Origin of the sequence: Enterobacter sp. RHBSTW-00994 (genome assembly GCF_013782625.1) — a bacterium.
GTDB lineage: Bacteria > Pseudomonadota > Gammaproteobacteria > Enterobacterales > Enterobacteriaceae > Enterobacter.
Genome location: NZ_CP056199.1, coordinates 296,378 through 319,706, shown reverse-complemented (window position 1 = coordinate 319,706; position 23,329 = coordinate 296,378). Strand labels below are relative to the sequence as shown.

Here is a 23,329-nt window from a genome sequence, read left to right as displayed (position 1 = left end):
ATGCATAGAATTAAAGTGTCAGCACAAACCGGAACCTCCTCAACCAGCTCGACATGAGGGGTGCTGATGTCGGGGGAAAACCCTCCCGTGAACCAGCGGGATAGAGAGAAAGACAAAGACCGGGAATAAACTAAAGCGCCTTGGTTTGGCGCTTTAGTTTTTTGGGTTAATCCTCTTCCAGCAATCGTGCGCCCGTCCCCTGTGCGCCGAGCTGGTCACCAGGGTTACGCAACGGGCAATCGCTGCGTGACAGACAGCCGCAACCAATACACCCATCGAGTTCGTCACGTAGCGCAACCAGCGTATGAATACGTCTGTCCAGTTCCTCACGCCATTGTGAGGAGAGATGCTTCCACTCTTTAGCACTCAGCGAATGGCCTTCCGGCAGCACCCCAAAGGCGTCACCGATGGTTGCCAGGGGGATCCCAATCCGCTGTGCAATTTTAATAATCGCCACATAACGAAGCACGTCGCGGGTATAACGCCGCTGGTTTCCGGCATTGCGGAGACTTTTAATTAACCCTTTGCTTTCATAGAAGTGCAACGCCGACACCGCGACACCGCTTCGCTTCGCCACTTCGCCTGGGGTTAACAGGGCTTTAATTCGCGGCAATCTCTTTTCCATAAAACCTCTTTACCTCAAGTTAACTTGAGGAATTATACTCGCCCGCAGAGAAAACGACGAATCAACAGAGATAGTTGTATCTAGAGAGGGGCAACTTTATGTCACATCAGCAAATTATTCAGACACTTATTGAATGGATTGATGAACATATCGACCAACCGTTAAACATTGATGTGGTCGCTAAGAAATCCGGTTACTCGAAGTGGTATCTGCAAAGAATGTTCCGCACCGTCATGCATCAGACGTTGGGCGACTATATTCGCCAGCGCAGACTGCTACTGGCCGCTCAGGCATTGCGCTCTACGCAGCGCCCCATTTTTGATATCGCAATGGACCTTGGATATGTGTCGCAACAAACATTCTCTCGCGTGTTTCGCCGCGAGTTTGATCGCACACCGAGCGACTACCGCCATCAATTGAATTAATGCGTATGTACACGTTTAGCGTAAAGGTTGCTGCTGCCAGGTCATGAATTCCTGCGGCGGCATCGCTTTCGCAAAGTGCCAACCCTGACAGTATTGTACGCCACGCTTCAGCAACCAGTTTACCTGCTCGGCCGTCTCAACCCCTTCCGCAATCGTTTTTAAGCGCAGACTTTGGGCCATCTCGATGATGTGTTCAGCTATCAGGTGGCTGGTACTGTTGGTGGTTAAGGTATCGATGAAGGATTTGTCGATTTTCAGGATATCGACGTTCAGTGAATAGAGGTTGTGCAGGTTGGAATAACCTGTACCAAAATCATCAATCGCCACTTCATAACCTGCCTGCCGGAAGGCCTGAATCACTGGCGTCGTTTTCGGAACATCGATAAACCCGCGCTCCGTGACTTCAATTTTGATCTGCTGCGCCCGCACAGAGTAAAACCTCGCCTTCTCGGAGATCAGGGCAATCAGGCGCGAAGAGTGGAAATCAGACGCGGACAGGTTAATCGAAATATACAGGTGTGGGTTTGCTGCCAGGAAATGGCCCAGATCGCTGAACACGCCCTCAACGACGTAATCCGTAATGCGCTCGATCATGCCCTCTTTTTCTGCGAGCGGAATAAATTCCGCAGGGCTCATGACTTGTCCATTAAAACCAGGCCAGCGCAGCAGGGCTTCAGCACCGACACACTTGTTATTTTTAATATCAATAATAGGTTGATAATGCACACAAAGCTGATGCTTATTCAGCGCCCGGTGCAATAATCGACCTGGTGAATTGAGCTCGCGATGAGTACGTGACCACACCAATAATATAATGATGCTGCAAATCATCCCCAGCGGCAGTGTCAGCGTAGCCTGGTGGTAAAGAATTTCATAAAAACGGGTATTGGATGTCGACACAATGGCCGCTATTGGCCGCTTATCAGAATTAACGATCGTATAGAAACGATCATCCTTTTGAAATGAGGATTCGTCATGACGAATTCTCGAATTTAATAATGAAACGTTTGCTTCCGTACTCACCGAAAAGAATGCATTAGTGACCGTATCATATACTCCCCACGACAGTGAATGGTCCGTCGACATGACCTCACTGTAGGAAAGTGGATTGACCACCACAACATAATTCCCACGTTGCATATACGTCATTTTATAGCCAGTAAAGAATGGCGTATCGCGATAATAATAGATCGCAACATCAGGTTTACGTTTGTAATTGGCTGTGGGTATTAAGTAAGGATGGTCAGGCGTCAAAACGGTCGAACAAAGAAAATTCTGACCTTCTGCATAAATTAAATCTGCAACGTACAGGCGGCCACGAACAACATTCAACATATATTGACGATGGCCAGGCGTACACAACTTACCCTGGTATTTTTCAGCGGCGTCGCGAGCTAAATCAACCTGTTGAATTACCAGTTCAGTTTTGTCTAAGGCGAGTTGTGCAAATGAACGGAGTTGGGCACTTGTTTCGGTCACCGCGCGTAACTGAGCAAACCATAGCGCAAGCATCACCGGTAGCAAAACTACCATGATGATCCCTACCACTCTCAGCATCTTGCGCTGCGCGCTACGATTCATTTTCCGCCCTATATCCCTGCTCTTTGTGCGCCTGTAGTAATGAAGGCCGGATGCTTTGATAAACAGGTGATTACGTTGCATGAATCATGCGAAGTTAGCAACTGACTTTTGGTATTAAAAATCTTAAATTTCGTTATGACGATAATATTTTCCCGTAAGCCAAACTGAAAGTATTCGTTTCGTTTCTATTAAGGAAAATATTTATCCATTCTGGCAGGGAAGTTTTAAGATAACACAACAGAGGATCGTTGATTAAGCCAAACTGCTGGCAGCATGAAAAAAGCACAACTTGAGTGTGAAAATTCATACTATTTGTTCATGACCATTTCTGGGTTTGATTTATAAATAATCAGAGACGACTACCGTTTTCCCTCTTCCCGTCCGCTTAGCATCATATAACGCTTTATCTGCGCGCGTCAGTAATGCTGAGGTATCACGTTGACCATGACACACCTCTACCAATCCTGCACTAAAGGAGAGGATCAACGTTTTATCCCCGACCAACAACGGTATTGTGCTGAGCGTTGTGCGTAATCTGGCGGATAGTAGCATCGCGGCATCGCTGTCCGTCCCCTCCAGCAGCAGTAAGAACTCCTCCCCCCCCACCCGTCCTAAAGCAGAATCTACCGGGCTCAACTCCCGGATCCGATCGCAAAAATGGACCAGAGCAGCATCACCGACCTGGTGTCCCCATTCGTCATTGATTTGCTTGAAATAATCCAGATCAAACATCAGCACACAAAAATGGCTGTTCGCATCCTGAAGTGAATGTACTGCCAGTGCTGACTTGAGTTGCTGCAAAATCGCAGAACGATTGAAACATCCGGTGAGATCGTCAGTGGTCGCTTTTACCGCCAGTTGCTGCTCCACTTTTTTACGCTCGGTAATATCCAGACCTATATTAAGGATAGAGCTGTCCGGTAACAGAATATTTGACCACAGGATGGTGAGTTGCATTCCGTCTTTGCGCACAGGATACCATTCATACATATCCTTAAGTGGGGAGATATGAATCGACTCTCGCACCCGCCTCCGTTCTTCAGGATCGGGATAAAACAGCATCAGCGGATCGGAATGTGCACTGATTTCAGCCATGCTCCAGCCGAACACTTTTTCACATTCCGCATTCCATAACACACATCGGTTATGTCGGTCGAAAGCGTTCATCAACACCGGCGCACGTTCGAAGAGCGTTTTATATTGCGTGACAACTCGCTGCATTTCTTGCGCCGTTTTCTCCCTGGCGACGATTTCTGCCAAATAATCTTTTAATTTTTCAACCAAAACCATCACGATATTTTTGAGTATCGGTAACGAATATAACCGTTCGTCAAAGGCTAAAAAGAAATAGCCACTGCATCGCCAGTCCTGTGATGAGAGCTTACATAATACGCCGCTTTGTAATTGCGAGTAGCCAGGATGCTGAGAAGGAAACAATGCTCTGCCAATATTTTCTTTCCAGTACACCACTCTCCATGAGCGTTTGTGCCTTTGCAGTAACGTGCTGGCCAGAAAATCAGTCACATCAAAAGAATGACAGGTCACGTCACCGGCACACACAACACGCTGTAAACCAGTGTCATCATCGACACTTACCCAGGCCAGTGTCGACCCCAGCGTGCGATTGATGGTTTCAAGCATTTCTACCAGAGAGGATTGCGAGGTGAGTTGAGGCATTAGCTTTGCCAGTGCATGCAACGCCCGCATACTGTCATTAACAATCTCGCGTCGTTTTTCTTTCATCGTTGATTCGCAGGTCATTGAGCGATAAACCGACCGCAACGAATAAATCAGGATTCGGGAAAATGGTAAATCAGATTAAACATCCAAATAATATTTAAAAGATTACAGTCTTATTCTGTGCGTAATAAAAATGATACATAAAAGTAAGAAAACCAATAAATTCAAAATCCTGAATTATTAACTGCGAGTACATTTATATGTCCACTCAAGCATAATCCATAGGTTTAATACTGTAAATATTATACAACTTACGACCTATTGCAGAGGTTTTGCTATCTCAATGAATTTATTATAAAGAGTACAAAGAATCATTCCTTCGCCTGCAAAGATATATTTTCCGTCGGCGCTCTACACATTTACCCTGGCTATAAAACATCGATTTTTCATCACATGAACGCTGGCGAATAAAACAGCAAGTGTGATATAGTTCACATATCTTATGTAACACAAAACACTGTTTCATTACGTTTCGTCTGCCCTGTCGAGGATTGGTTTTATGGCAACCATTACTACCAGCATGGTTCTTCTGCGCTGGCCGTTACTGAGTGCGGTTTTGATGTTTTTAGCCAGCACGCTGAACATTCAATTTCGTAAATCTGACTACGCTGGCCTTGCCATCATCAGCACTGTCCTGGGACTCGGAGCCGCCTGCTGGTTTGCAACGGGTCTGCTTGGCATCACTCTGGTAGATGTCGCAACGATCTGGGAAAACGTAAAAGTGGTGATGGTTGAAGCGATGAGCCACACCCCGCCAGACTGGCCGATGGTGATTACCTGATCGTCTTTGATAACAATGTGTTAAGAGCCTCCATTGCGAGGCTTTTTTATTTCCAATTGTAATGAGAACCATTCTCATATTAATATAGCCGCGTGATGATTAACTTTTGATACATTCCGCATGTCTGACCGCGCCGCTACCACCGCTGCTTTCACACTTGAATCGCTCTACGGCGCGCATCACGGCTGGCTGAAAACCTGGCTCACTCGCAAACTCCAGTCGGCATTTGATGCCGATGATATTGCCCAGGACACCTTCCTGAGAGTGATGAGTAGCGAAACGCTGTCCACGATCCGCGATCCGCGTTCATTTCTCTGTACCATTGCCAAACGGGTGATGGTTGATCTCTTTCGCCGCCATGCACTGGAAAAGGCATACCTTGAGATGCTCGGGAATCTGCCTGAGGCCCTGGCCCCTTCACCAGAAGAGCGTGAAAGCCAGCTCGAAACCCTGCAACTGATTGACACCATGCTTGATGGTTTGAGCGGCAAAACCCGCGAGGCCTTTCTGCTTTCGCAACTGGAAGGCCTGACGTATAGCGACATTGCCCAAAGACTGGGAGTCTCGGTCAGCTCTGTGAAAAAGTATGTCGCCAGGGCCATTGAACACTGTCTGCTGTTTCGCCTGGAGCACGGTTTATGACCCCGTCGTTAACCGATTCACGCCGTCAGGCATTGCGCTCCGCTTCGCACTGGTATGCCGTCTTAAGCGGCGAGCGTGTCAGTCCTCAGCAGGAGGAACGCTGGCAGCAGTGGTACGAGCAAGATCAGGATAACCAGTGGGCGTGGCAGCAGGTAGAAAACTTGCGCAGCCAGCTTAGCCATGTTCCTGGTGATGTCGCCAGCCGGGCGCTGCACGACACACGGCTGACCCGTCGCAACGTGATGAAAGGTCTTCTGCTGTTACTCGGAGTGGGTGGGGGCTGGCAACTCTGGCAATCCGAAACGGGTGAAGGACTGCGCGCCGATTACCGTACGGCGAAAGGCAACGTCAGCCAGCACAAACTGGAAGATGGCTCCTTGCTGATGCTCAATACGCAAAGTGCCGCAGATGTCCGTTTTGACGCCCGGCAACGCACAGTGAAACTCTGGTACGGCGAAATTGCTATCACCACCGCGAAAGATGCACAGCAGCGCCCGTTCCGGGTATTCACTCGCCAGGGCCAGTTAACCGCCCTGGGCACAGAATTTACCGTTCACCAACAGGACGACATCACCCGCCTCGCCGTTCAGCAGCACGCCGTGGAAGTGATTCTGGCCAACGCCCCGACACAAAAGCGCATCGTACATGCCGGAGAGAGTTTGTCATTCAGCGCCACTGAATTTGGCGTCCTCACCCAGCAGGATGACGACGTTACCAGTTGGACCCAGGGCGTACTGAGCTTCAGTGATAAACCGCTTGGGGAAGTGATATTAACCCTGGCGCGTTATCGTAATGGTGTACTGCGCTGCGATCCTGCCGTCGCTGGGTTACGCCTGAGCGGGACATTCCCGCTGAAGAATACCGACGCGATCCTGAATGTGATCGCCCAAACACTCCCCGTTAAAATTCAGTCAGTTACGCGATACTGGGTCAACATCTCGCCACTGTAAGAAAAATAATTCTCATTTCGATTGTCCTTTTTACCCTTCTCGTTCGACTCATAACTGAATACAACAAAAATGATGATGGAGAAGGTATGACGCCTTTACGCGTTTTTCATAACACAACACCTTTGGTTAACGCCATTCGCCTGAGCCTGCTGCCACTGGCAGGGCTGGCATCGTTTTCCGTATTGGCTGCACAGGTTGATATCGCGGCGGGATCGCTGGACAAAGCACTCAACCAGTATGCCGCCCACAGCGGGATCACCCTGTCCGTAGATGCCAGCCTGACGCGCGGCAAACACAGCAACGGACTGCACGGCGACTACGACGTGGAAACAGGACTGCAACAGCTGCTGAGCGGTAGCGGTTTGCAGGTTAAGCCTCTGGGCAACAACAGCTGGACGCTGGAGGCAGCCCCCACGCCAAAAGAAGATGCCCTGACCGTGGTGGGTGACTGGCTGGGCGATGCGCGTGAAAACGACGTTTTCGAACATGCTGGCGCACGCGACGTGATCCGCCGTGAGGATTTCGCTAAAACAGGCGCAACCACCATGCGCGACGTGCTTAACCGTATTCCTGGCGTCACCGCCCCGGAAAACAACGGAACCGGTAGCCACGACCTGGCGATGAACTTTGGTATCCGCGGGCTTAATCCACGCCTTGCCAGCCGTTCGACGGTATTAATGGACGGAATTCCCGTCCCGTTTGCCCCTTACGGTCAGCCACAGCTTTCACTTGCTCCGGTTTCGCTGGGTAACATGGATGCCATCGATGTGGTGCGTGGCGGCGGTGCAGTTCGCTACGGACCGCAGAACGTGGGCGGCGTAGTGAACTTTGTAACCCGCGCCATCCCGCAGGATTTTGGGATTGAAGCGGGTGTTGAAGGCCAGCTCAGCCCAACCTCTTCGCAAAATAATCCGAAAGAGACGCACAACCTGATGGTTGGCGGTACGGCGGATAATGGTTTTGGCACATCACTTCTCTATTCCGGTACACGCGGTAGCGACTGGCGCGAGCACAGCGCCACGCGAATCGACGACCTGATGCTGAAAAGCAAATATGCGCCAAACGAGGTGCATACTTTTAATAGCCTGCTGCAATATTACGATGGCGAAGCTGACATGCCCGGCGGCCTGTCACGTGCGGATTACAACGCCGATCGCTGGCAATCAACTCGCCCGTATGATCGTTTCTGGGGACGTCGCAAACTGGCGAGCCTGGGCTACCAGTTCCAGCCGGACAACCAGCATAAATTCAATATTCAGGGTTTCTACACCGAAACGCTGCGCAGCGGTTATCTGGAACAAGGTAAACGCATCACCCTTTCCCCTCGTAACTATTGGGTGCGCGGCATTGAGCCACGCTATAGCCAGAGCTTTATGATGGGCCCCACCGCGCACGAAGTCGGTGTAGGTTACCGTTATGTCAATGAATCGACGCATGAAATGCGCTACTACACCAACACCAGCAGCGGTCAGTTGCCGTCCACCTCCAGCCCGTATGATCGTGATACCCGCTCCGGAACAGAGGCGCATGCCTGGTATCTGGATGACAAAATCGATGTGGGCAACTGGACCATTACGCCAGGTATGCGCTTTGAACATATCGAGTCATACCAGGACAACAACATCAAAGGCACGCGCGAGGAAGTGAGCTATAACGCCCCACTCCCGGCGCTCAACGTTCTCTATCACCTGACTGACAGCTGGAATCTTTATGCCAACACTGAAGGCTCGTTCGGCACCGTACAGTACAGCCAAATTGGCAAGGCTGTGCAAAGCGGCAATGTGGAACCGGAAAAAGCGCGAACCTGGGAGCTCGGAACCCGATACGACGACGGTGCGCTGAGCGCAGAAATGGGGCTGTTCCTGATTAACTTCAATAATCAGTACGACTCTAATCAGACCAACGATACCGTGACTGCACGGGGTAAAACCCGCCATACCGGGCTGGAAACACAGGCGCGCTACGATCTGGGCACACTGACGCCAACACTGGATAACGTCTCCGTGTACGCCAGCTATGCCTACGTGAATGCCCGGATCCGTGAAGATGGCGACACTTACGGCAATCAGGTTCCGTTCTCACCAAAACATAAAGGCACGCTGGGTGTGGATTACAAACCCGGTAGCTGGACGTTCAATCTGAACAGTGACTTCCAGTCGAGCCAGTTTGCGGATAACGCCAACACCGTGAAAGAGAGTGCTGACGGCAGTACCGGTCGCATTCCAGGCTTCATGCTGTGGGGCGCTCGCGTGGCGTATGACTTCGGTCCACAGATGGCTGACCTGAACCTGGCGTTTGGCGTGAAGAACATCTTCGATCAGGAATACTTCACCCGCGCGTATGACGATAACAACAAAGGCATCTATGCAGGCCAGCCGCGTACGCTGTACATGCAGGGTTCTTTGAAGTTCTGACGTGTTAATGCCCGGCTTGCCGGGCTTTTAGCAGGAATACAACGATGTTGGCATTTATCCGTTTTCTTTTTGCAGGCCTGATGCTGGTCACCAGCCACGCCTTTGCCGCCACGGTTCAGGATGAGCATGGCACTTTTACACTCGATAAAACACCACAACGGATTGTGGTGCTGGAACTGTCGTTTGCAGATGCGCTGGCAGCCGTCGATGTCAGCCCGGTCGGGATCGCAGACGATAACGATGCCAGCCGAATTCTGCCTGATGTACGTGCACATCTGAAGCCCTGGCAATCTGTCGGAACCCGCGCACAACCCAGCCTTGAAGCGATCAGTGCGCTGAAGCCGGATCTGATCATTGCCGACAGCAGTCGCCATGCCGGGATCTACAGTGCGCTACAGCAAATCGCCCCGGTACTGTTGCTCAAATCACGTAATGAAACCTATGCCGAAAATCTGCAATCAGCGGCAATCATCGGCGAGGTGATTGGAAAAAAAGCGCAGATGCAGGCACGCATTGAGCAGCATCACGAGAAGATGGCGCAATGGGCCAGCCAGTTACCCAAAGGAACGCACGTCGTCTTTGGCACATCCCGCGAACAGCAGTTCAACCTGCATACCCAGGACACCTACACCGGCAGTGTACTGAAAGCACTGGGGCTGAATGTCCCGACCGCAATGGCTGGCGCCGCTATGCCCTCCATCAGCCTTGAGCAGTTACTGGCGATTAACCCAACCTGGTTGTTGGTTGCCCATTACCGTCAGGAGAGCATCGTCAAAAACTGGCAGCAGGATCCGCTCTGGCAGATACTGACCGCAGCGCAAAAACAGCAGGTCGCGTCGGTCGACAGTAACGCCTGGGCGCGAATGCGGGGAATTTTCGCCGCAGAACGCATTGCCAGTGACACGGTAAAAATCTTTCACCACCAGCCACTTGCCGATGTGAAATGATCGATCTACATCATCCCGCGCTGCGGTGGGGCATTCCCATCGTGGCGCTTATCGCTATTTTCTGGCTGAGTCTGTTTTGCTACTCGGCCATTCCTGTTTCTGGGGCAGAGGCATTGCGAGCGCTCATTCCAGGCCACACGCCGACGCTGCCCGAAGCGCTGGTGCATAATCTTCGCCTGCCGCGAAGCCTGGTCGCTATGCTGATTGGTGCGAGTCTCGCACTGGCGGGCGCATTGCTGCAAACCCTGACCCACAACCCGCTGGCTTCGCCTTCACTCCTCGGTATTAACAGCGGTGCGGCGCTGGCGATGGCGCTGACCAGTGCGCTCAGCCCGACGCCCATCGCTGGTTATTCCGTGGCGTTTATCGCAGCCTGTGGCGGAGGTATGAGCTGGCTGCTGGTGATGACAGCAGGCGGGGGATTCCGGCACACGCAGGATCGCAATAAGCTGATCCTGGCGGGCATCGCACTTTCGGCGTTTTGCATGGCCCTTACCCGCATCACGCTACTGCTGGCTGAAGATCACGCTTATGGCATTTTTTACTGGCTTGCCGGCGGCGTTTCCCATGCACGCTGGCAGGAATTCTGGCAACTCTTTCCGATGGTGATGATCGTCACCCCGATCATTTTGCTGCTGGCGAATCAACTTAATCTGCTCAACGTTAGCGACCATACCGCCCATACGCTGGGCGTGAATTTGCCGAGACTACGTCTGCTCATCAATGTGCTGGTGCTGATTCTGGTGGGCGCGTGTGTCAGCGTGGCGGGACCTGTCGCATTTATTGGCTTACTCATGCCGCACCTCGCCCGTGTCTGGATTGGGTTTGATCAGCGCAAGGTTTTGCCTATGAGTATGCTGATGGGCGCTACGTTGATGCTGCTGGCCGATGTACTGGCAAGAGCGCTGGCTTTCCCCGGCGATCTTCCCGCAGGCGCTGTGCTGGCATTGCTTGGCGCGCCCTGCTTTGTGTGGCTGGTCAGGAGGCGCGGATGAGATTCGCGATGGTGAGCCTCCTTGCAATTGCGTTAGCGGGTTGCGCCGTATTATCACTCCAGATGGGGGTCATCGCCGTGCCGTGGCATGCCCTGTTGACCGACTGGCATACTGGCCGGGAACACTACTACGTTCTGATGGATTACCGCCTGCCGAGGTTGCTTCTGGCGCTGTTTGTCGGGGCCGCACTGGCCGTCGCCGGTGTACTGGTTCAGGGCATCGTGCGTAATCCGCTGGCTTCGCCGGATATCCTTGGCGTAAACCATGCGGCCAGCCTGGCGACCGTGGGGGCGCTGCTTTTACTGCCCTCACTTCCGGTCATATTTCTGCCACTGCTGGCGTTTGGCGGTGGAATGGCAGCACTGCTCCTGCTGCGACTCCTGGCCGATACCGCCCAGCCGATGCGACTGGCGCTCACCGGTGTTGCCCTTTCTGCTTGCTGGGCAAGCATCACCGATTATCTGATGTTGTCCCGCCCGCAAGATGTCAGCAATGCCCTGCTCTGGCTGACCGGTAGCCTGTGGGGGCGCGACTGGAGCTTTGTGAAAGTGGCCGTTCCCCTGTTGGTGCTGCTTCTGCCGTTAAGCCTGCGATTTTGCCGCGACCTCGATCTGCTGGCGCTGGGCGATGCCAGAGCCACCACGCTTGGCGTACCGGTCCGGCGTCTTCAGTTCTGGGGACTCATGCTGGCCGTGGCCATGACGGCAACCGGTGTTGCCGTCTGCGGCCCCATCAGTTTTATCGGTCTGGTCGTGCCGCATATGGTGCGAAAAATGACCGGGGGACGTCACCGTTGGCTGCTGCCAGTCTCCGCTCTGATGGGGGCACTGCTGCTGGTGGTTGCCGATCTGCTGGCGCGAATTATCCACCCGCCGCTGGAACTTCCGGCTGGCGTACTGACCGCCATTATCGGTGCACCGTGGTTTGTCTGGCTGCTTGTGAGAATGCGATAAATGAGATTACGTACTGAAAATCTGACCGTCAGTTATGGTTCGCAAACGGTGCTGGACGGGCTTTCACTCACGTTACCTGAGGGGAAAATTACTGCGCTACTCGGCCCCAACGGATGCGGGAAATCCACGCTGCTGAACTGTTTTTCACGCCTGCTAGCCCCAAAATCTGGCTCAGTGTGGCTTGAAGAACACCCCATTAACCGCCTCACATCACGTCAGTTCGCCCGTCAACTGGCACTATTGCCGCAGCATCACTTAACCCCTGAAGGCATCACCGTTCGGGAACTGGTGAGTTATGGCCGTAGCCCGTGGGTATCGTTATGGGGACGGTTGTCCGTTGAAGACAATGCGCGGGTCAATGTAGCCATGAGCCAGACTCAGACGCACCATCTTGCCGAGCGTCGGCTAACCGAGCTATCCGGCGGACAACGTCAGCGGGCTTTTCTGGCAATGGTGCTGGCGCAAGATACTCCGGTCGTCTTGCTCGATGAACCCACAACCTATCTCGATATCAATCACCAGGTTGAGCTGATGCGACTGATGGGCACACTAAAAACACAGGGAAAAACGGTGGTCGCCGTACTGCATGATTTGAACCAGGCCAGCCGCTATTGCGATCATCTGGTGGTCCTGGCAAACGGGCGCGTAATGGCGCAAGGATCGCCGGAAGAGGTGATGCAGCCCGCGTTACTGAAAACGGTATTTAGCGTCGAAGCCGAAATCCACCCCGATCCGGTGTCAGGCAGGCCGATGTGCGTGGTGGTGTAACACGCGATACCTGAACAGAACACACCTGTTCAGGTATCAGGGACGTGATTTAAAGAGAGGCATTTTCCTGATAAGTATTTAGATCCAGAACATCAGCACTGACATCAACATACTTTACAGGGGAGGCTGGACTGATGATCGTCCCTTCCGATATGGGGGCAAACAGTGCAGGAGTGATGTAAATCCTGTAAGCCCCACTGACGGGATAAGGCGCTCGGGTTATCGTGGCAATGAGCGTTTCACCTCCCCGTCCACCGCCAGGAATCATAATTCTGGTTTTCGCTGACTTCGTATTAGTGGACGCCCAGTTTCGAGAGCCTGCGCAGATAAGATAATCCTGCCCAATCTCTGCCGCTTTTACTGTATCACCGCCGCTCATCAACGCCCCAGCCTGCGTGACAACAAACATACCCCCAGATTTTTTATACAACACATCATTTTCGCTAAATTCAAAACCCTGAGGGAAAGCGTCCCCAGACAAAAAATAACTGTGATCGATATTACCCAGGATATAACCCCGGGCGCCTGTGACAGATGTCGACTGAACGACATCAATATTACAATCACTGGTATACAACCGATCACATTCCAGACGGGAAAAAGCACTATTCGGTTGCTGCCCTCCCTTCATTTCCTGGACGGCATTGATGGTAGCCTCGATATATGCCTGTCGATTGTATACGCCTCCCCCTTCCCCTTCGCCGAACTTGTAATTCCCTATGGCATCGAATTTCTGACAACGGATCCAGCTAAACGTCATTTTCGAACCAGACCCCCGATGCCGCACAATATTTGCAGTAATATTCGTCAGTGAAAACTCATTGCTGACGTCATTTGTGCTGGAGGTGGCAACCTCAACAGTACCATCCTGAGTCGTAATATCAGACAAAACAAAATTACGGCAGGGTGCAGTATAGATGCCGTTGTTTGTCCCCCAGGCCACGTACACGATTCTTTTACCGTTTCCGACAGGCTCACCTTTCACACCCTTCACCTGAAAATCACGACAGCCATAAAAGGCCAGACCTGAAAACGTCAAACCGGTGTTCAGTGACACATTGCTGTCAGGATAAACCTCGACATTTTCAACGATAAAATTTCGCGACACTTCAAAATGTATGCATTGCCGGGTTTTGGTTGCATACACATTTCGAACGATAATATCAGAGGCAAAATCGGAATCTTTCTGGTCAAGTGAATAAGGTCCTTTTCCCGCAATACCAATACCAATTCCCCAGTTGGGCTGCGCATTTTTATGATTAATATTGTTGATCTGAATATTTTCTATCAGCATGCCGCCATTTTGGTAGTGTCCGTTCACCACATTCAACTCAATAGCATCACCATTCAGATCGGTAAATGAACTGCGAGTAATTCTTCCCCATTGCAGTTTTTCACCTTCATTACCTTGTTGAAGAATGCCAAAGTGGCAACTGGAAAAAGTACAATCCGTCACCTCCAGCGAACTGACAACAGGTAAGTTCATCACGAGGAGCGCCGCCGTTGAGACCTGATGTTTAAATTCAAGAGAGCGAAGAATAATATCCCCTCCACCATGTACCATTGCGGGGCCATCAAACACGGCATCATGGATAAACACATCTCCCTTGACGGTGATCGTCCAGTGGCCTTTGAACCGCCCCCGATAAACTGGATCCCATCAATGACCAGACTGGCATCAAGTGTGCCGCTAAAGCCTGTGGCGATGACAGGTACGGCACACTCTTTCGCATAATCACACATTGCCTGCAACGCAGCAGAAACCGATATTCCATCACCCATAAACATGGCTGGGGTAACAAATTTCACATCACTCATCATGCGATTCGTAACAACACGACTTTCCATATCAATATCCCTGAATTTAGATTCCAATAACAGTCAATAAAAAGGATTATATTTTCCAAATAGAAAACACAAAAAACACCCGTAATTAATCATCAGCCATAAGATTCAACTGACATATTAAGCAATGGCTTATTTTTCAAATAAACAACATCTTAAAACCACATCATCACCATCAGCATTCAACGTACTGATATTCACAACAATGTGATGCGAATTGTGTCTAAACGGCTTTACCTTAGAAAGGTTATCAGGCAATAATAAATCACAACCACAAAAAACACCGTAATATTTATACATTAAAAAAGACAATATACATCCCCCTCTTATTTATTCAGGCAATTTATATATGCTACCTCGCAAGAAAGATAATTTATTAAAAAGATTAAATAAGCATCAGAGTGCAATAAAAAAAGGGACTGTCAGTCACCTTGATTTACAGGGAGCGGATCTTCGTTTTTCTAACCTCAGATCAGTACGCTTTGAATTTGTTGACCTTACTGGAACCGACCTTTCACACAGTAAACTGGTAGGTTGCCAGTTTGTATCAAGTTCCCTGAACTCGGTGAATCTCAACTTTTGCGATCTTTCAGATTGCCAGTTTCAGAATGTGGATGTGACAGGACTCAGTTTGTCGGGCAGTGACGTTCATACCGCTGAATTTACCAATACGTTCAGCCTGGAAATGCCAAGCCAGGCCACTCAGTCCAGCCTGATGGTCTCTATTTATATGCCAACCTGGAACAGAGAAAAGATGGCTATGCGCGCCATCCAGTCCGTACTGGAGCAGACCTATCCATTTTGGGAGCTAATAATTGTTGATGACAACTCACCTGAGAATAGCCAACTACAGGCATTTATCAACGCAACGGCAGACCCTCGTATTCACTACATCTATAACGATTTCAAATCAGGTGCTTGTAGTGTACGAAACCAGGCGATTGAGCAAGCCAAAGGTAAATATATTGCCGGAATCGATGATGACGATGAGTGGCTACCTAACAGACTGACCACATTTATGAAATATCACTATTTACTGGCTGGATTCTCTTTTCTTTATGCCGATGATTTTATCTGCGAAGGGGAATCGTATTCGAGTCTTAATGACCTTCGCCTCTATCCTAAACCTGCTTTTTCAGGGTCGCTTTTCCAAAAAAGAAATATCATCGGCAACCAGATTTTTACTTGTACTGACAGGTTAAAGCCTGTTCTTTTTGATGAGACGTTAACAGCCGCACAGGACTATGACGCCTTTTACCGTCTACAGCAGGAGTATGGGCGGCCCTACAAAATTAATCTCGCCACGCAGGTACTTTACGTTGACCACGGCGAAGGCCGGATCACCCAGTCCGGGAAAAAATTCTCAGGCTACTTCAACTTTTACAGAAAACATCAGGCCAGTTTGGATATCTCCAGCCGCAAATATCAGCTCTTCACCTTTTATGTTATTCGTAATAAAAAAATGTCCTGCAGAACGTTGCTAAGATTGATGACCTTGCGCAACCTTAAGCGATTTATTACCGGAAAATTGACCTTACGCATCCGTAAGTATTGATATGTGATTCGGGGAAGATCGGCACACTCCCCTCTCCGGTAGCGTGAGAGGGGAAAACATCCTCCGTCAGAAAATCCCTTTCTGCCTCACCTTCTGCATTTTCTGGGTGGGGGCATCGACAGTGCTCAAATCAATCTCTTCTTTGCCGCTAGTGCGTTCCGGCTCTGGCACGCTTGCGGTTTTCCGGCCAGTCTGAGTGGTTGCAATGCAAGCTTTTGCTGCTCCAGCAACGGTTTTAACGCCGCGACCTCTTCACGGATTTTGTGCAGTTGCGAGAGGTGCTCTGAAGCCGTATCGGATCGATCGGCCAGCACCTCTTGTGGCTGCAATTCACTGAGCAGTTCTGCCGGCGTAAGATGTTCTCGCCCCAGAGATTCCGCCACATGGCGGCACAACGCCGGGTCCATCAGATGCAACTGCAATCCTGCCAGATAGACGTTACGGTGAAACGCGCGAATCTCCATATTGGAGTCATCAATGCTGTCCGACTGGTTCATCGACTGATGCCAGCGTTGCAACTGCTGCATCGCGCGCAGGTCTGCGCGCGATTTTTCCGGTGTCAGGTGCAGGGACAGATTGACGCGGCGGATCCCTCCCTTACGCATCCTCACCCACCTCAGCCATCAGGGGTTCATCGATCGCCTGCGCACCAGCGTCAGAGTGATAGAGGCAGATCTCACGTGACAGCGCACGTTGCGGGTTATCGATGCTGATGACTCGTTCATCCAGCGTGGCATATGCCTGGCGCATCGCCTCTTCAATCAGATGCGCCCCGCCGCCGACCAGATAAACACGGTTTGGGTTCTTGGCGAACGTCTTCGCCTCATAGGCCACCTGAGCGCCCAGCTACTGGATTTTGATCTCAATCTTTTCGCGGATCTCATCGATCCGCGACTCGTCATTAACCACGCTCTTCACAAAGTCGGGATCGTGGCGGCGTTTAATCAGTTCATTCGCCACCAGATAACCTGGAATCGCTACCCGCCGCCGCCAGCAGCTTGCAGGTAGCATCGGTCACCATCGCCACACCAATTTCATTGTTGCCGTAAATAGCCGACACATCATCAAACTCGCCAACAATCACGCCCATGTCCAGGGTTGTGCCGCCGCAATCAACCACCAGTGATTTGGTGAATTCGTTCACGCTGGAATTCACCAAATGTGACAGGGCAGCAGGCAGACTCTCCGGCATCACCTGAACGTCAACAATGCGGAACAACGCCGGTTTGCAGCAGTGCGTGATGGACGGCCAGCAGGTTCAGATCGCCATACTGGTATTCAATGTGCGTAGTCGACAGCGCCTTATCCGAGGTCGCGTCATAGGTATATTTGGTCGTACCGATGGTGTAGTTGTACACCGCCTGACCGCGCAGCAATGCCGCACTCTTCCAGTCTTTGCGAAAAGAGTTCGGGGAGACCACGGTTTTCAGGATGCCGTTCTCAATCCAGCTAATTTTTACGTTTGTCGAACCATCATCAATGGCAAATTTCAGGCGTGTCTGGGCCATGGAAATGTCTCTATCCATCTTAAATTAACGGACCGCGCATCAGAGCACGACCTCATCTGTCAGTATCCGGCGAGCACCAAGGTAATGGTCCTGCCAAAAGTGGTCGGAAAGCTGGCTAATGCGATTAAGCACCATCAGATCCACCCATACTATCAACCGCTGATTTCCGCCCGTAACAACACCATTTCCGGGGCAGAGCTCCTCGCCCGCTGGAATCATGAAGAGCTGGGTTTTATCCCGCCGGATGTTTTTTTCCAGTGGCGGAAAGTACGGGGTTAGTTATCAATCTGACGGAAAGCCTGCTGGTGCAAGTCGTCAACGATATCCGTCGTGGCGTAATAGCACTTGAGCCTGGCTTCAACCTGAATCTCAATATTAGCTACGCCCACTTAGCCGACGGTTCCTTTGATACGTTTATTGATACCAGGGCCCCTGTTTTTGCGGCGCAGGGAATCACCCTGGTCTTTGAAATTACCGAACGCGAAAACATCGATCTGTCTGATGCCATCGCCAGAAAAATTACCCATATCAAAAACAGCGGGACCCTGATCGCGCTGGATGATTTTGGTACGGTTTTTTCGAATCTGGCCTTTATCGCTAACCTCAGGCCTGACAGCATCAAAATAGACAGAATGTTTATCCGGCAAATCTCGCAAGACGTCGCAACGCCGTTAATTGACTGCGTGATAGATATGGCGAAAAGAATGAACATCCTCACAACGGCTGAGGGCGTCGAATATGACTATCAGGTCGACTATCTCAAAAACAACCAGATTGATTGTTTGCAGGGGTACTTTTTCTCCAGACCGCTCTCGTTTAATGATTTTATCGTGTTTTTGAATAAACACGCGGTATAGACCCCAAAATCCATCACCACCTCCCCTGGAGGTGGTGATAACAAAAAAGCCCCGTCAGGGCTGACGGCTCCCCATAAATAAAGACAGGCATAGAAGGTTGTGATCTACTTAGTGTTCCACCAAAAAGTAAGGTCACTCCTCTATGCCTGCTTCACAAGTTTGCCATAAATTTTTCAGCCAGTCCCTGAACTCCATTCATCAGTACCGTAAAAACGCCCTGCTCGATATGACCGTGGCCCTGACACGTGGTGCTTCGCTTTCTCTTACCAGCATCGGCAGATACCTGCCAAGCCCCGCACGTGTTAAGCACAAGATTATCAGAGATGAAAAAAGCGAGCGCTATGGGCTGGGAGTGCGGGCAAGTAAAAGTCGGGGAGAAAAAAGACTATCCGTGCTTTGCCTGGTTGCAGTTCTCTACAGCATCATCCTATGGCTGACGGGATATTACCTTGAAAGTAAGGGAATAAATCGATGGTTCCAGGCGAACAGTGAGAAATCACGCAGGGTGCTGTCGTATCTGACATTGAGTGAAAATGTCATCCGGCAGTCACCGGGACTCCTGTCGGGGATGAACCCCGACAGGGTATATGCAGATATGGCAAGGGCCTATCGAAACATCATCATGGTGTATTGATGATGTTTCTGGGGATCCCTCAGCCCTGACGGGGCTTTTTTTATGCAGCAACAAACCTTAGAACGGAATGTCGTCATCGAAGTCCATTGGCGGCTCGTTAGACGGCGCCGGAGCAGACTGCTGCTGTGGGCGAGACTGCGCGCCACCGCTGAACTGGTTGCCGCCCTGTGGCTGCTGAGGTTGACCCCAACCGCCCTGCTGCTGGCCACCCGCTGCCGGAGCACCACCACCCTGACGGCCACCCAGCATCTGCATGGTTCCGCCAACGTTCACAACCACTTCCGTGGTGTATTTCTCAGCACCGGATTGATCGGTCCATTTGCGGGTACGCAACTGGCCTTCGATATAAACCTGAGAACCTTTACGCAGATACTCACCAGCCACTTCGGCCAGTTTGCCGAACAGCACAACGCGATGCCATTCAGTCTGCTCTTTCATCTCACCGGTCGCTTTATCACGCCAGGATTCGGAAGTAGCCAGCGTAATGTTGGCAACTGCGCCACCACTCGGCATGTAGCGTACTTCCGGGTCCTGGCCCAGATTACCGACGAGAATCACCTTGTTTACGCCTCTGCTGGCCATGTTCGTGTCTCCTGAATACGTTTCTTAATAGTGTAAACGCGCGAGTGTACCATTTCCATGCGGCCTTTTGATAGTTTCGACGCATCTTCCAGAGTTCTCGCGTGGACAGATCATTGTTGCACAGTCGATCTGAATTTGCATTCCAATACTGTATATTCAAACAGGTCGAATTGTGTCATAATTAGCCGTTTCTGACAGCCGGTTGTCCTTCAAACAGACCAGGCAAACAGTGTTCCTACCGGGAAAGGTGAATGGATAAGATCGAAGTTCGGGGCGCCCGCACCCACAATCTCAAGAATATCAACCTCATAATCCCTCGCGACAAACTCATCGTCGTGACCGGGCTTTCGGGGTCTGGCAAATCCTCACTGGCTTTCGACACCTTGTATGCCGAAGGACAGCGTCGTTACGTTGAATCGCTCTCTGCGTATGCACGTCAGTTCCTGTCACTGATGGAAAAACCGGACGTTGACCACATTGAAGGGTTATCGCCTGCTATCTCCATTGAGCAGAAATCCACGTCACACAACCCGCGTTCCACCGTGGGGACGATCACTGAAATTCACGACTACCTGCGTCTGCTGTTCGCCCGTGTGGGTGAGCCGCGTTGTCCGGATCATGACGTTCCTCTGGCTGCGCAGACCGTAAGCCAGATGGTGGATAACGTTCTGGCACAGCCGGAAGGTAAACGCCTGATGCTGCTCGCCCCTATCATTAAAGAACGTAAAGGCGAGCACACCAAAACGCTGGAAAACCTGGCAAGCCAGGGCTATATCCGCGCCCGTATCGACGGTGAAGTGTGTGACTTATCCGATCCGCCAAAACTCGAGCTGCAAAAGAAACATACCATCGAAGTGGTTATTGACCGTTTCAAAGTACGCGAAGACATGGCGACACGTCTGGCAGAATCCTTTGAAACGGCGCTTGAACTTTCGGGTGGCTCGGCCATTGTTGCCGATATGGACGATCCGAAAGCCGAAGAATTACTCTTCTCCGCCAACTTTGCCTGCCCAATATGCGGCTACAGTATGCGCGAACTGGAACCACGTCTGTTCTCGTTCAACAACCCGGCAGGGGCATGTCCAACCTGTGACGGCCTGGGCGTGCAGCAATACTTCGACCCGGATCGGGTGATTCAGAACCCGGAATTATCACTGGCTGGCGGCGCGATCCGCGGCTGGGATCGCCGTAACTTCTACTATTTCCAGATGCTGAAGTCGCTGGCAGAACACTACAAATTCGATGTCGAAGCGCCGTGGGCCAGCCTGAGTCCGGCAGTTCATAAAGTGATCCTCTCCGGTTCCGGCAAAGAGAACATCGAATTCAAGTATATGAACGATCGTGGTGATACCTCGGTGCGTCGCCATCCGTTCGAAGGCGTACTGCACAATATGGAACGCCGCTATAAAGAAACAGAATCCAGCGCGGTACGTGAAGAGCTGGCGAAGTTTATCAGCAACCGTTCCTGCACCACCTGCGACGGAACCCGTCTGCGCCGTGAAGCGCGCCACGTCTTTGTTGAAAATACCGCGCTACCGACCATCTCGGATATGAGCATTGGTCATGCGATGGACTTCTTCAACAACCTGAAACTTTCCGGCCAACGCGCACAAATCGCGGAAAAAGTGCTGAAAGAGATCGGCGATCGCCTGAAGTTCCTGGTGAACGTTGGCCTGAACTATCTGTCACTTTCTCGCTCAGCAGAGACGCTGTCCGGTGGTGAAGCACAGCGTATCCGTCTGGCAAGCCAGATTGGCGCTGGCCTGGTCGGTGTGATGTACGTATTGGATGAGCCGTCTATTGGGTTGCATCAGCGCGACAACGAACGTCTGCTCGGTACGCTTATCCACCTACGCAATCTCGGCAACACGGTGATTGTGGTTGAGCATGACGAAGATGCGATTCGCGCAGCCGATCATGTGATCGATATCGGCCCTGGCGCAGGTGTGCATGGAGGCCAGGTTGTGGCAGAAGGTACGCTGGATGCCATTATGGCTGTACCTGAGTCGCTCACGGGTCAGTACATGAGTGGCAAACGCAAAATTGAAGTCCCCAAACAGCGTGTCGCGGCTAACCCGGAAAAAGTGCTTAAACTCACCGGGGCGCGAGGCAACAACCTGAAAGATGTCACCCTGACGCTGCCTGTTGGTTTGTTCACCTGCATCACGGGCGTCTCAGGTTCAGGGAAATCCACCCTTATCAACGACACACTGTTCCCGATTGCGCAAACGCAGTTAAACGGGGCGACACTCGCAGAACCAGCGCCGTATCGCGATATTCAGGGCCTGGAACATTTCGATAAAGTTATCGACATTGACCAAAGTCCGATTGGCCGAACCCCACGCTCTAACCCGGCAACCTATACCGGCGTGTTCACACCTGTACGTGAACTCTTCGCAGGCGTACCGGAAGCCCGTTCGCGCGGGTATACACCAGGACGTTTCAGCTTTAACGTGCGTGGCGGACGCTGCGAAGCCTGTCAGGGAGACGGAGTGATCAAAGTGGAAATGCACTTCCTGCCGGATATTTACGTACCGTGTGACCAGTGCAAAGGCAAACGCTATAACCGCGAAACACTGGAGATCAAATACAAAGGCAAGACCATCCACGAAGTGCTGGATATGACCATTGAAGAAGCACGTGAGTTCTTTGATGCCGTTCCGGCACTGGCGCGCAAGCTGCAAACGTTGATGGACGTGGGCCTGACCTATATCCGTCTTGGTCAGTCAGCAACGACGCTTTCGGGTGGTGAAGCCCAGCGCGTGAAGCTGGCGCGTGAGCTGTCCAAGCGTGGCACAGGCCAGACGCTCTACATCCTTGATGAACCAACAACAGGCCTGCACTTTGCGGATATCCAGCAGTTGCTCGACGTCCTGCATCAGTTGCGCGATCAGGGCAACACCATTGTGGTGATTGAGCACAACCTGGATGTGATTAAAACCGCAGACTGGATTGTCGATCTCGGTCCGGAAGGCGGCAGCGGCGGCGGTGAAATCCTCGTTTCGGGTACACCAGAAACAGTCGCTGAGTGCGAAGCCTCGCACACCGCGCGCTTCCTCAAACCATTGCTGTAATTGTCACACCGAGAGTTGCTGTCGGGTCGTTTCCGGCAGCAACTCAACGGCCTGCTGATATGACGCATCCACCAGATAGTAAATCTGTGATCCTGGCAGAGAACCATCAAGATAGACGGTACTCCAGTGCAACTTATTCAGATGTTTACTCGGCCTGACATCATGATGCTGCTGGCGCAGCAACTCTGCCAGATGCGGGCTGGTTTTCAGTGATGCCGCCGGGCGGCCTTCAACCTCTTTCACCATTGCAAAAAGAACATCCCCGACCTTTATCTGCGTAGCTTTCCAGTCACTGTGGACGCTTTGTTCAGCGCCGGGTTTGTTCATGCAGTATTGAAGTATCTCCGAAATTGTCATCTTTGCTCCCCTGTAAATGGGTTGAACGCGACCTGAGTATCTGCCCTTTTAAGTGTGCAGCAAGACGACAAAAGGTAAACCCGGCAGACCAGATTT

General features: G+C 51.4%; 21 protein-coding genes and 3 pseudogenes. 15 read left to right on the top strand and 9 right to left on the bottom strand.

The features are described from left to right. Nucleotides 1-166: 166 nt before the first annotated feature. Nucleotides 167-625 carry a redox-sensitive transcriptional activator SoxR gene (gene soxR, locus HV346_RS01500; RefSeq protein ID WP_181621870.1) on the bottom strand — a complete coding sequence of 153 codons (459 nt, stop codon included), beginning with the start codon at nucleotides 623-625 and terminating at the stop codon, nucleotides 167-169. Between the two features lie 98 nt (nucleotides 626-723). On the opposite strand from soxR, the gene soxS reads away from it, so the two are divergent. Then, a complete protein-coding gene (soxS, locus tag HV346_RS01495; RefSeq protein ID WP_003860277.1) occupies nucleotides 724-1,050 on the top strand; it encodes a superoxide response transcriptional regulator SoxS in 327 nt (108 codons plus the stop codon). Between the two features lie 15 nt (nucleotides 1,051-1,065). Here the strand turns inward: soxS and HV346_RS01490 are convergent, their stop codons facing one another. Both HV346_RS01490 and HV346_RS01485 read right to left on the bottom strand, forming a co-directional pair. Next, on the bottom strand, nucleotides 1,066-2,631 hold the full coding sequence (locus tag HV346_RS01490) for an EAL domain-containing protein (protein WP_181621869.1): 1,566 nt from the start codon (nucleotides 2,629-2,631) through the stop codon (nucleotides 1,066-1,068). 339 nt (nucleotides 2,632-2,970) lie between these two features. Then, on the bottom strand, nucleotides 2,971-4,374 hold the full coding sequence (locus tag HV346_RS01485; RefSeq protein ID WP_181621868.1) for a sensor domain-containing diguanylate cyclase: 1,404 nt from the start codon (nucleotides 4,372-4,374) through the stop codon (nucleotides 2,971-2,973). A gap of 496 nt (nucleotides 4,375-4,870) precedes the next feature. Here HV346_RS01485 and HV346_RS01480 point away from each other — a divergent pair, with 496 nt between their 5' ends. The 8 genes from HV346_RS01480 (at nucleotide 4,871) to fecE (ending at nucleotide 12,821) form a co-directional block, all read left to right on the top strand. Further along, nucleotides 4,871-5,152 (top strand): YjcB family protein, encoded by a 282-nt coding sequence (locus HV346_RS01480; protein WP_181621867.1) that lies wholly within the window; start codon nucleotides 4,871-4,873, stop codon nucleotides 5,150-5,152. A gap of 120 nt (nucleotides 5,153-5,272) precedes the next feature. Continuing rightward, complete coding sequence (fecI, locus tag HV346_RS01475) at nucleotides 5,273-5,794, top strand: ferric citrate uptake sigma factor FecI (RefSeq protein ID WP_181621866.1); 522 nt, start codon at nucleotides 5,273-5,275, stop codon at nucleotides 5,792-5,794. Continuing rightward, on the top strand, nucleotides 5,791-6,744 hold the full coding sequence (fecR, locus tag HV346_RS01470; RefSeq protein WP_181621865.1) for a ferric citrate uptake sigma factor regulator FecR: 954 nt from the start codon (nucleotides 5,791-5,793) through the stop codon (nucleotides 6,742-6,744). The genes fecI and fecR overlap by 4 nt, the downstream gene beginning before the upstream one ends. A gap of 86 nt (nucleotides 6,745-6,830) precedes the next feature. Next, a complete protein-coding gene (gene fecA / locus HV346_RS01465) occupies nucleotides 6,831-9,158 on the top strand; it encodes a TonB-dependent Fe(3+) dicitrate receptor FecA (RefSeq protein ID WP_181621864.1) in 2,328 nt (775 codons plus the stop codon). Between the two features lie 44 nt (nucleotides 9,159-9,202). Next, entirely contained in the window at nucleotides 9,203-10,105 is a 903-nt protein-coding gene (locus HV346_RS01460) for a Fe(3+) dicitrate ABC transporter substrate-binding protein FecB (protein ID WP_181621863.1), read from the top strand. Next, a complete protein-coding gene (gene fecC / locus HV346_RS01455; RefSeq protein WP_181621862.1) occupies nucleotides 10,102-11,100 on the top strand; it encodes an iron-dicitrate ABC transporter permease FecC in 999 nt (332 codons plus the stop codon). Before HV346_RS01460 ends, fecC begins: the two co-directional genes overlap by 4 nt. Further along, nucleotides 11,097-12,053: a Fe(3+) dicitrate ABC transporter permease subunit FecD gene (gene fecD / locus HV346_RS01450; RefSeq protein ID WP_181621861.1), complete on the top strand. Its 957-nt coding sequence runs from the start codon at nucleotides 11,097-11,099 to the stop codon at nucleotides 12,051-12,053. Before fecC ends, fecD begins: the two co-directional genes overlap by 4 nt. Next, on the top strand, nucleotides 12,054-12,821 hold the full coding sequence (gene fecE / locus HV346_RS01445; protein ID WP_181621860.1) for a Fe(3+) dicitrate ABC transporter ATP-binding protein FecE: 768 nt from the start codon (nucleotides 12,054-12,056) through the stop codon (nucleotides 12,819-12,821). Between the two features lie 49 nt (nucleotides 12,822-12,870). Here the strand turns inward: fecE and HV346_RS01440 are convergent, their stop codons facing one another. After that, nucleotides 12,871-14,421 carry a hypothetical protein gene (locus HV346_RS01440; protein WP_181621859.1) on the bottom strand — a complete coding sequence of 517 codons (1,551 nt, stop codon included), beginning with the start codon at nucleotides 14,419-14,421 and terminating at the stop codon, nucleotides 12,871-12,873. Between the two features lie 594 nt (nucleotides 14,422-15,015). Here HV346_RS01440 and HV346_RS23350 point away from each other — a divergent pair. Both HV346_RS23350 and wcaA read left to right on the top strand, forming a co-directional pair. Further along, nucleotides 15,016-15,279, top strand: a pseudogene (locus HV346_RS23350) (pentapeptide repeat-containing protein); the annotation flags it as partial. A gap of 72 nt (nucleotides 15,280-15,351) precedes the next feature. After that, complete coding sequence (gene wcaA / locus HV346_RS01435; RefSeq protein WP_249415139.1) at nucleotides 15,352-16,221, top strand: colanic acid biosynthesis glycosyltransferase WcaA; 870 nt, start codon at nucleotides 15,352-15,354, stop codon at nucleotides 16,219-16,221. 125 nt (nucleotides 16,222-16,346) lie between these two features. On the opposite strand, the gene HV346_RS01430 is transcribed toward wcaA, so the two are convergent. From HV346_RS01430 to HV346_RS23515, 3 genes and pseudogenes are all read right to left on the bottom strand, one after another. Beyond that, nucleotides 16,347-16,826 (bottom strand): hypothetical protein, encoded by a 480-nt coding sequence (locus HV346_RS01430; protein WP_181621857.1) that lies wholly within the window; start codon nucleotides 16,824-16,826, stop codon nucleotides 16,347-16,349. Continuing rightward, nucleotides 16,819-17,729: pseudogene (parM, locus tag HV346_RS01425) on the bottom strand (plasmid segregation protein ParM domain-containing protein). Before parM ends, HV346_RS01430 begins: the two are co-directional and overlap by 8 nt. A 39-nt stretch (nucleotides 17,730-17,768) precedes the next feature. Then, nucleotides 17,769-17,852, bottom strand: a pseudogene (locus HV346_RS23515) (peptidoglycan endopeptidase); the annotation flags it as partial. On the opposite strand from HV346_RS23515, the gene HV346_RS01420 reads away from it, so the two are divergent. From HV346_RS01420 to HV346_RS01410, 3 genes are all read left to right on the top strand, one after another. Then, on the top strand, nucleotides 17,814-18,008 hold the full coding sequence (locus tag HV346_RS01420) for an EAL domain-containing protein (RefSeq protein WP_181621856.1): 195 nt from the start codon (nucleotides 17,814-17,816) through the stop codon (nucleotides 18,006-18,008). The pseudogene HV346_RS23515 and the gene HV346_RS01420 overlap by 39 nt on opposite strands. After that, the gene (locus HV346_RS01415; protein WP_181621855.1) at nucleotides 17,987-18,586 is read left to right on the top strand and encodes an EAL domain-containing protein; all 600 of its coding nucleotides are present in this window, start codon (nucleotides 17,987-17,989) and stop codon (nucleotides 18,584-18,586) included. The genes HV346_RS01420 and HV346_RS01415 overlap by 22 nt, the downstream gene beginning before the upstream one ends. Before the next feature lie 142 nt (nucleotides 18,587-18,728). After that, nucleotides 18,729-19,220: a hypothetical protein gene (locus HV346_RS01410; RefSeq protein WP_181621854.1), complete on the top strand. Its 492-nt coding sequence runs from the start codon at nucleotides 18,729-18,731 to the stop codon at nucleotides 19,218-19,220. 57 nt (nucleotides 19,221-19,277) lie between these two features. Here HV346_RS01410 and ssb1 read toward each other — a convergent pair whose 3' ends face one another. Next, entirely contained in the window at nucleotides 19,278-19,802 is a 525-nt protein-coding gene (ssb1, locus tag HV346_RS01405) for a single-stranded DNA-binding protein SSB1 (protein ID WP_181621853.1), read from the bottom strand. A gap of 251 nt (nucleotides 19,803-20,053) precedes the next feature. On the opposite strand from ssb1, the gene uvrA reads away from it, so the two are divergent. Next, the gene (gene uvrA, locus HV346_RS01400) at nucleotides 20,054-22,876 is read left to right on the top strand and encodes an excinuclease ABC subunit UvrA (protein WP_181621852.1); all 2,823 of its coding nucleotides are present in this window, start codon (nucleotides 20,054-20,056) and stop codon (nucleotides 22,874-22,876) included. 3 nt (nucleotides 22,877-22,879) lie between these two features. Here uvrA and HV346_RS01395 read toward each other — a convergent pair whose 3' ends face one another. After that, a complete protein-coding gene (locus HV346_RS01395) occupies nucleotides 22,880-23,233 on the bottom strand; it encodes an MmcQ/YjbR family DNA-binding protein (protein WP_181621851.1) in 354 nt (117 codons plus the stop codon). Nucleotides 23,234-23,329: the final 96 nt, after the last annotated feature.

What these genes read in the sequence shown, in the direction of transcription:
- soxR (WP_181621870.1), bottom strand. Translation starts at nt 625, where the DNA reads ATGGAAAAGAGATTGCCGCGAATTAAAGCCCTGTTAACCCCAGGCGAA.
- soxS (WP_003860277.1), top strand. Translation starts at nt 724, where the DNA reads ATGTCACATCAGCAAATTATTCAGACACTTATTGAATGGATTGATGAA.
- HV346_RS01490 (WP_181621869.1), bottom strand. Translation starts at nt 2,631, where the DNA reads ATGAATCGTAGCGCGCAGCGCAAGATGCTGAGAGTGGTAGGGATCATC.
- HV346_RS01485 (WP_181621868.1), bottom strand. Translation starts at nt 4,374, where the DNA reads ATGAAAGAAAAACGACGCGAGATTGTTAATGACAGTATGCGGGCGTTG.
- HV346_RS01480 (WP_181621867.1), top strand. Translation starts at nt 4,871, where the DNA reads ATGGCAACCATTACTACCAGCATGGTTCTTCTGCGCTGGCCGTTACTG.
- fecI (WP_181621866.1), top strand. Translation starts at nt 5,273, where the DNA reads ATGTCTGACCGCGCCGCTACCACCGCTGCTTTCACACTTGAATCGCTC.
- fecR (WP_181621865.1), top strand. Translation starts at nt 5,791, where the DNA reads ATGACCCCGTCGTTAACCGATTCACGCCGTCAGGCATTGCGCTCCGCT.
- fecA (WP_181621864.1), top strand. Translation starts at nt 6,831, where the DNA reads ATGACGCCTTTACGCGTTTTTCATAACACAACACCTTTGGTTAACGCC.
- HV346_RS01460 (WP_181621863.1), top strand. Translation starts at nt 9,203, where the DNA reads ATGTTGGCATTTATCCGTTTTCTTTTTGCAGGCCTGATGCTGGTCACC.
- fecC (WP_181621862.1), top strand. Translation starts at nt 10,102, where the DNA reads ATGATCGATCTACATCATCCCGCGCTGCGGTGGGGCATTCCCATCGTG.
- fecD (WP_181621861.1), top strand. Translation starts at nt 11,097, where the DNA reads ATGAGATTCGCGATGGTGAGCCTCCTTGCAATTGCGTTAGCGGGTTGC.
- fecE (WP_181621860.1), top strand. Translation starts at nt 12,054, where the DNA reads ATGAGATTACGTACTGAAAATCTGACCGTCAGTTATGGTTCGCAAACG.
- wcaA (WP_249415139.1), top strand. Translation starts at nt 15,352, where the DNA reads ATGCCAAGCCAGGCCACTCAGTCCAGCCTGATGGTCTCTATTTATATG.
- HV346_RS01430 (WP_181621857.1), bottom strand. Translation starts at nt 16,826, where the DNA reads ATGCGTAAGGGAGGGATCCGCCGCGTCAATCTGTCCCTGCACCTGACA.
- HV346_RS01420 (WP_181621856.1), top strand. Translation starts at nt 17,814, where the DNA reads ATGGTCCTGCCAAAAGTGGTCGGAAAGCTGGCTAATGCGATTAAGCAC.
- HV346_RS01410 (WP_181621854.1), top strand. Translation starts at nt 18,729, where the DNA reads ATGCCTGCTTCACAAGTTTGCCATAAATTTTTCAGCCAGTCCCTGAAC.
- ssb1 (WP_181621853.1), bottom strand. Translation starts at nt 19,802, where the DNA reads ATGGCCAGCAGAGGCGTAAACAAGGTGATTCTCGTCGGTAATCTGGGC.
- uvrA (WP_181621852.1), top strand. Translation starts at nt 20,054, where the DNA reads ATGGATAAGATCGAAGTTCGGGGCGCCCGCACCCACAATCTCAAGAAT.
- HV346_RS01395 (WP_181621851.1), bottom strand. Translation starts at nt 23,233, where the DNA reads ATGACAATTTCGGAGATACTTCAATACTGCATGAACAAACCCGGCGCT.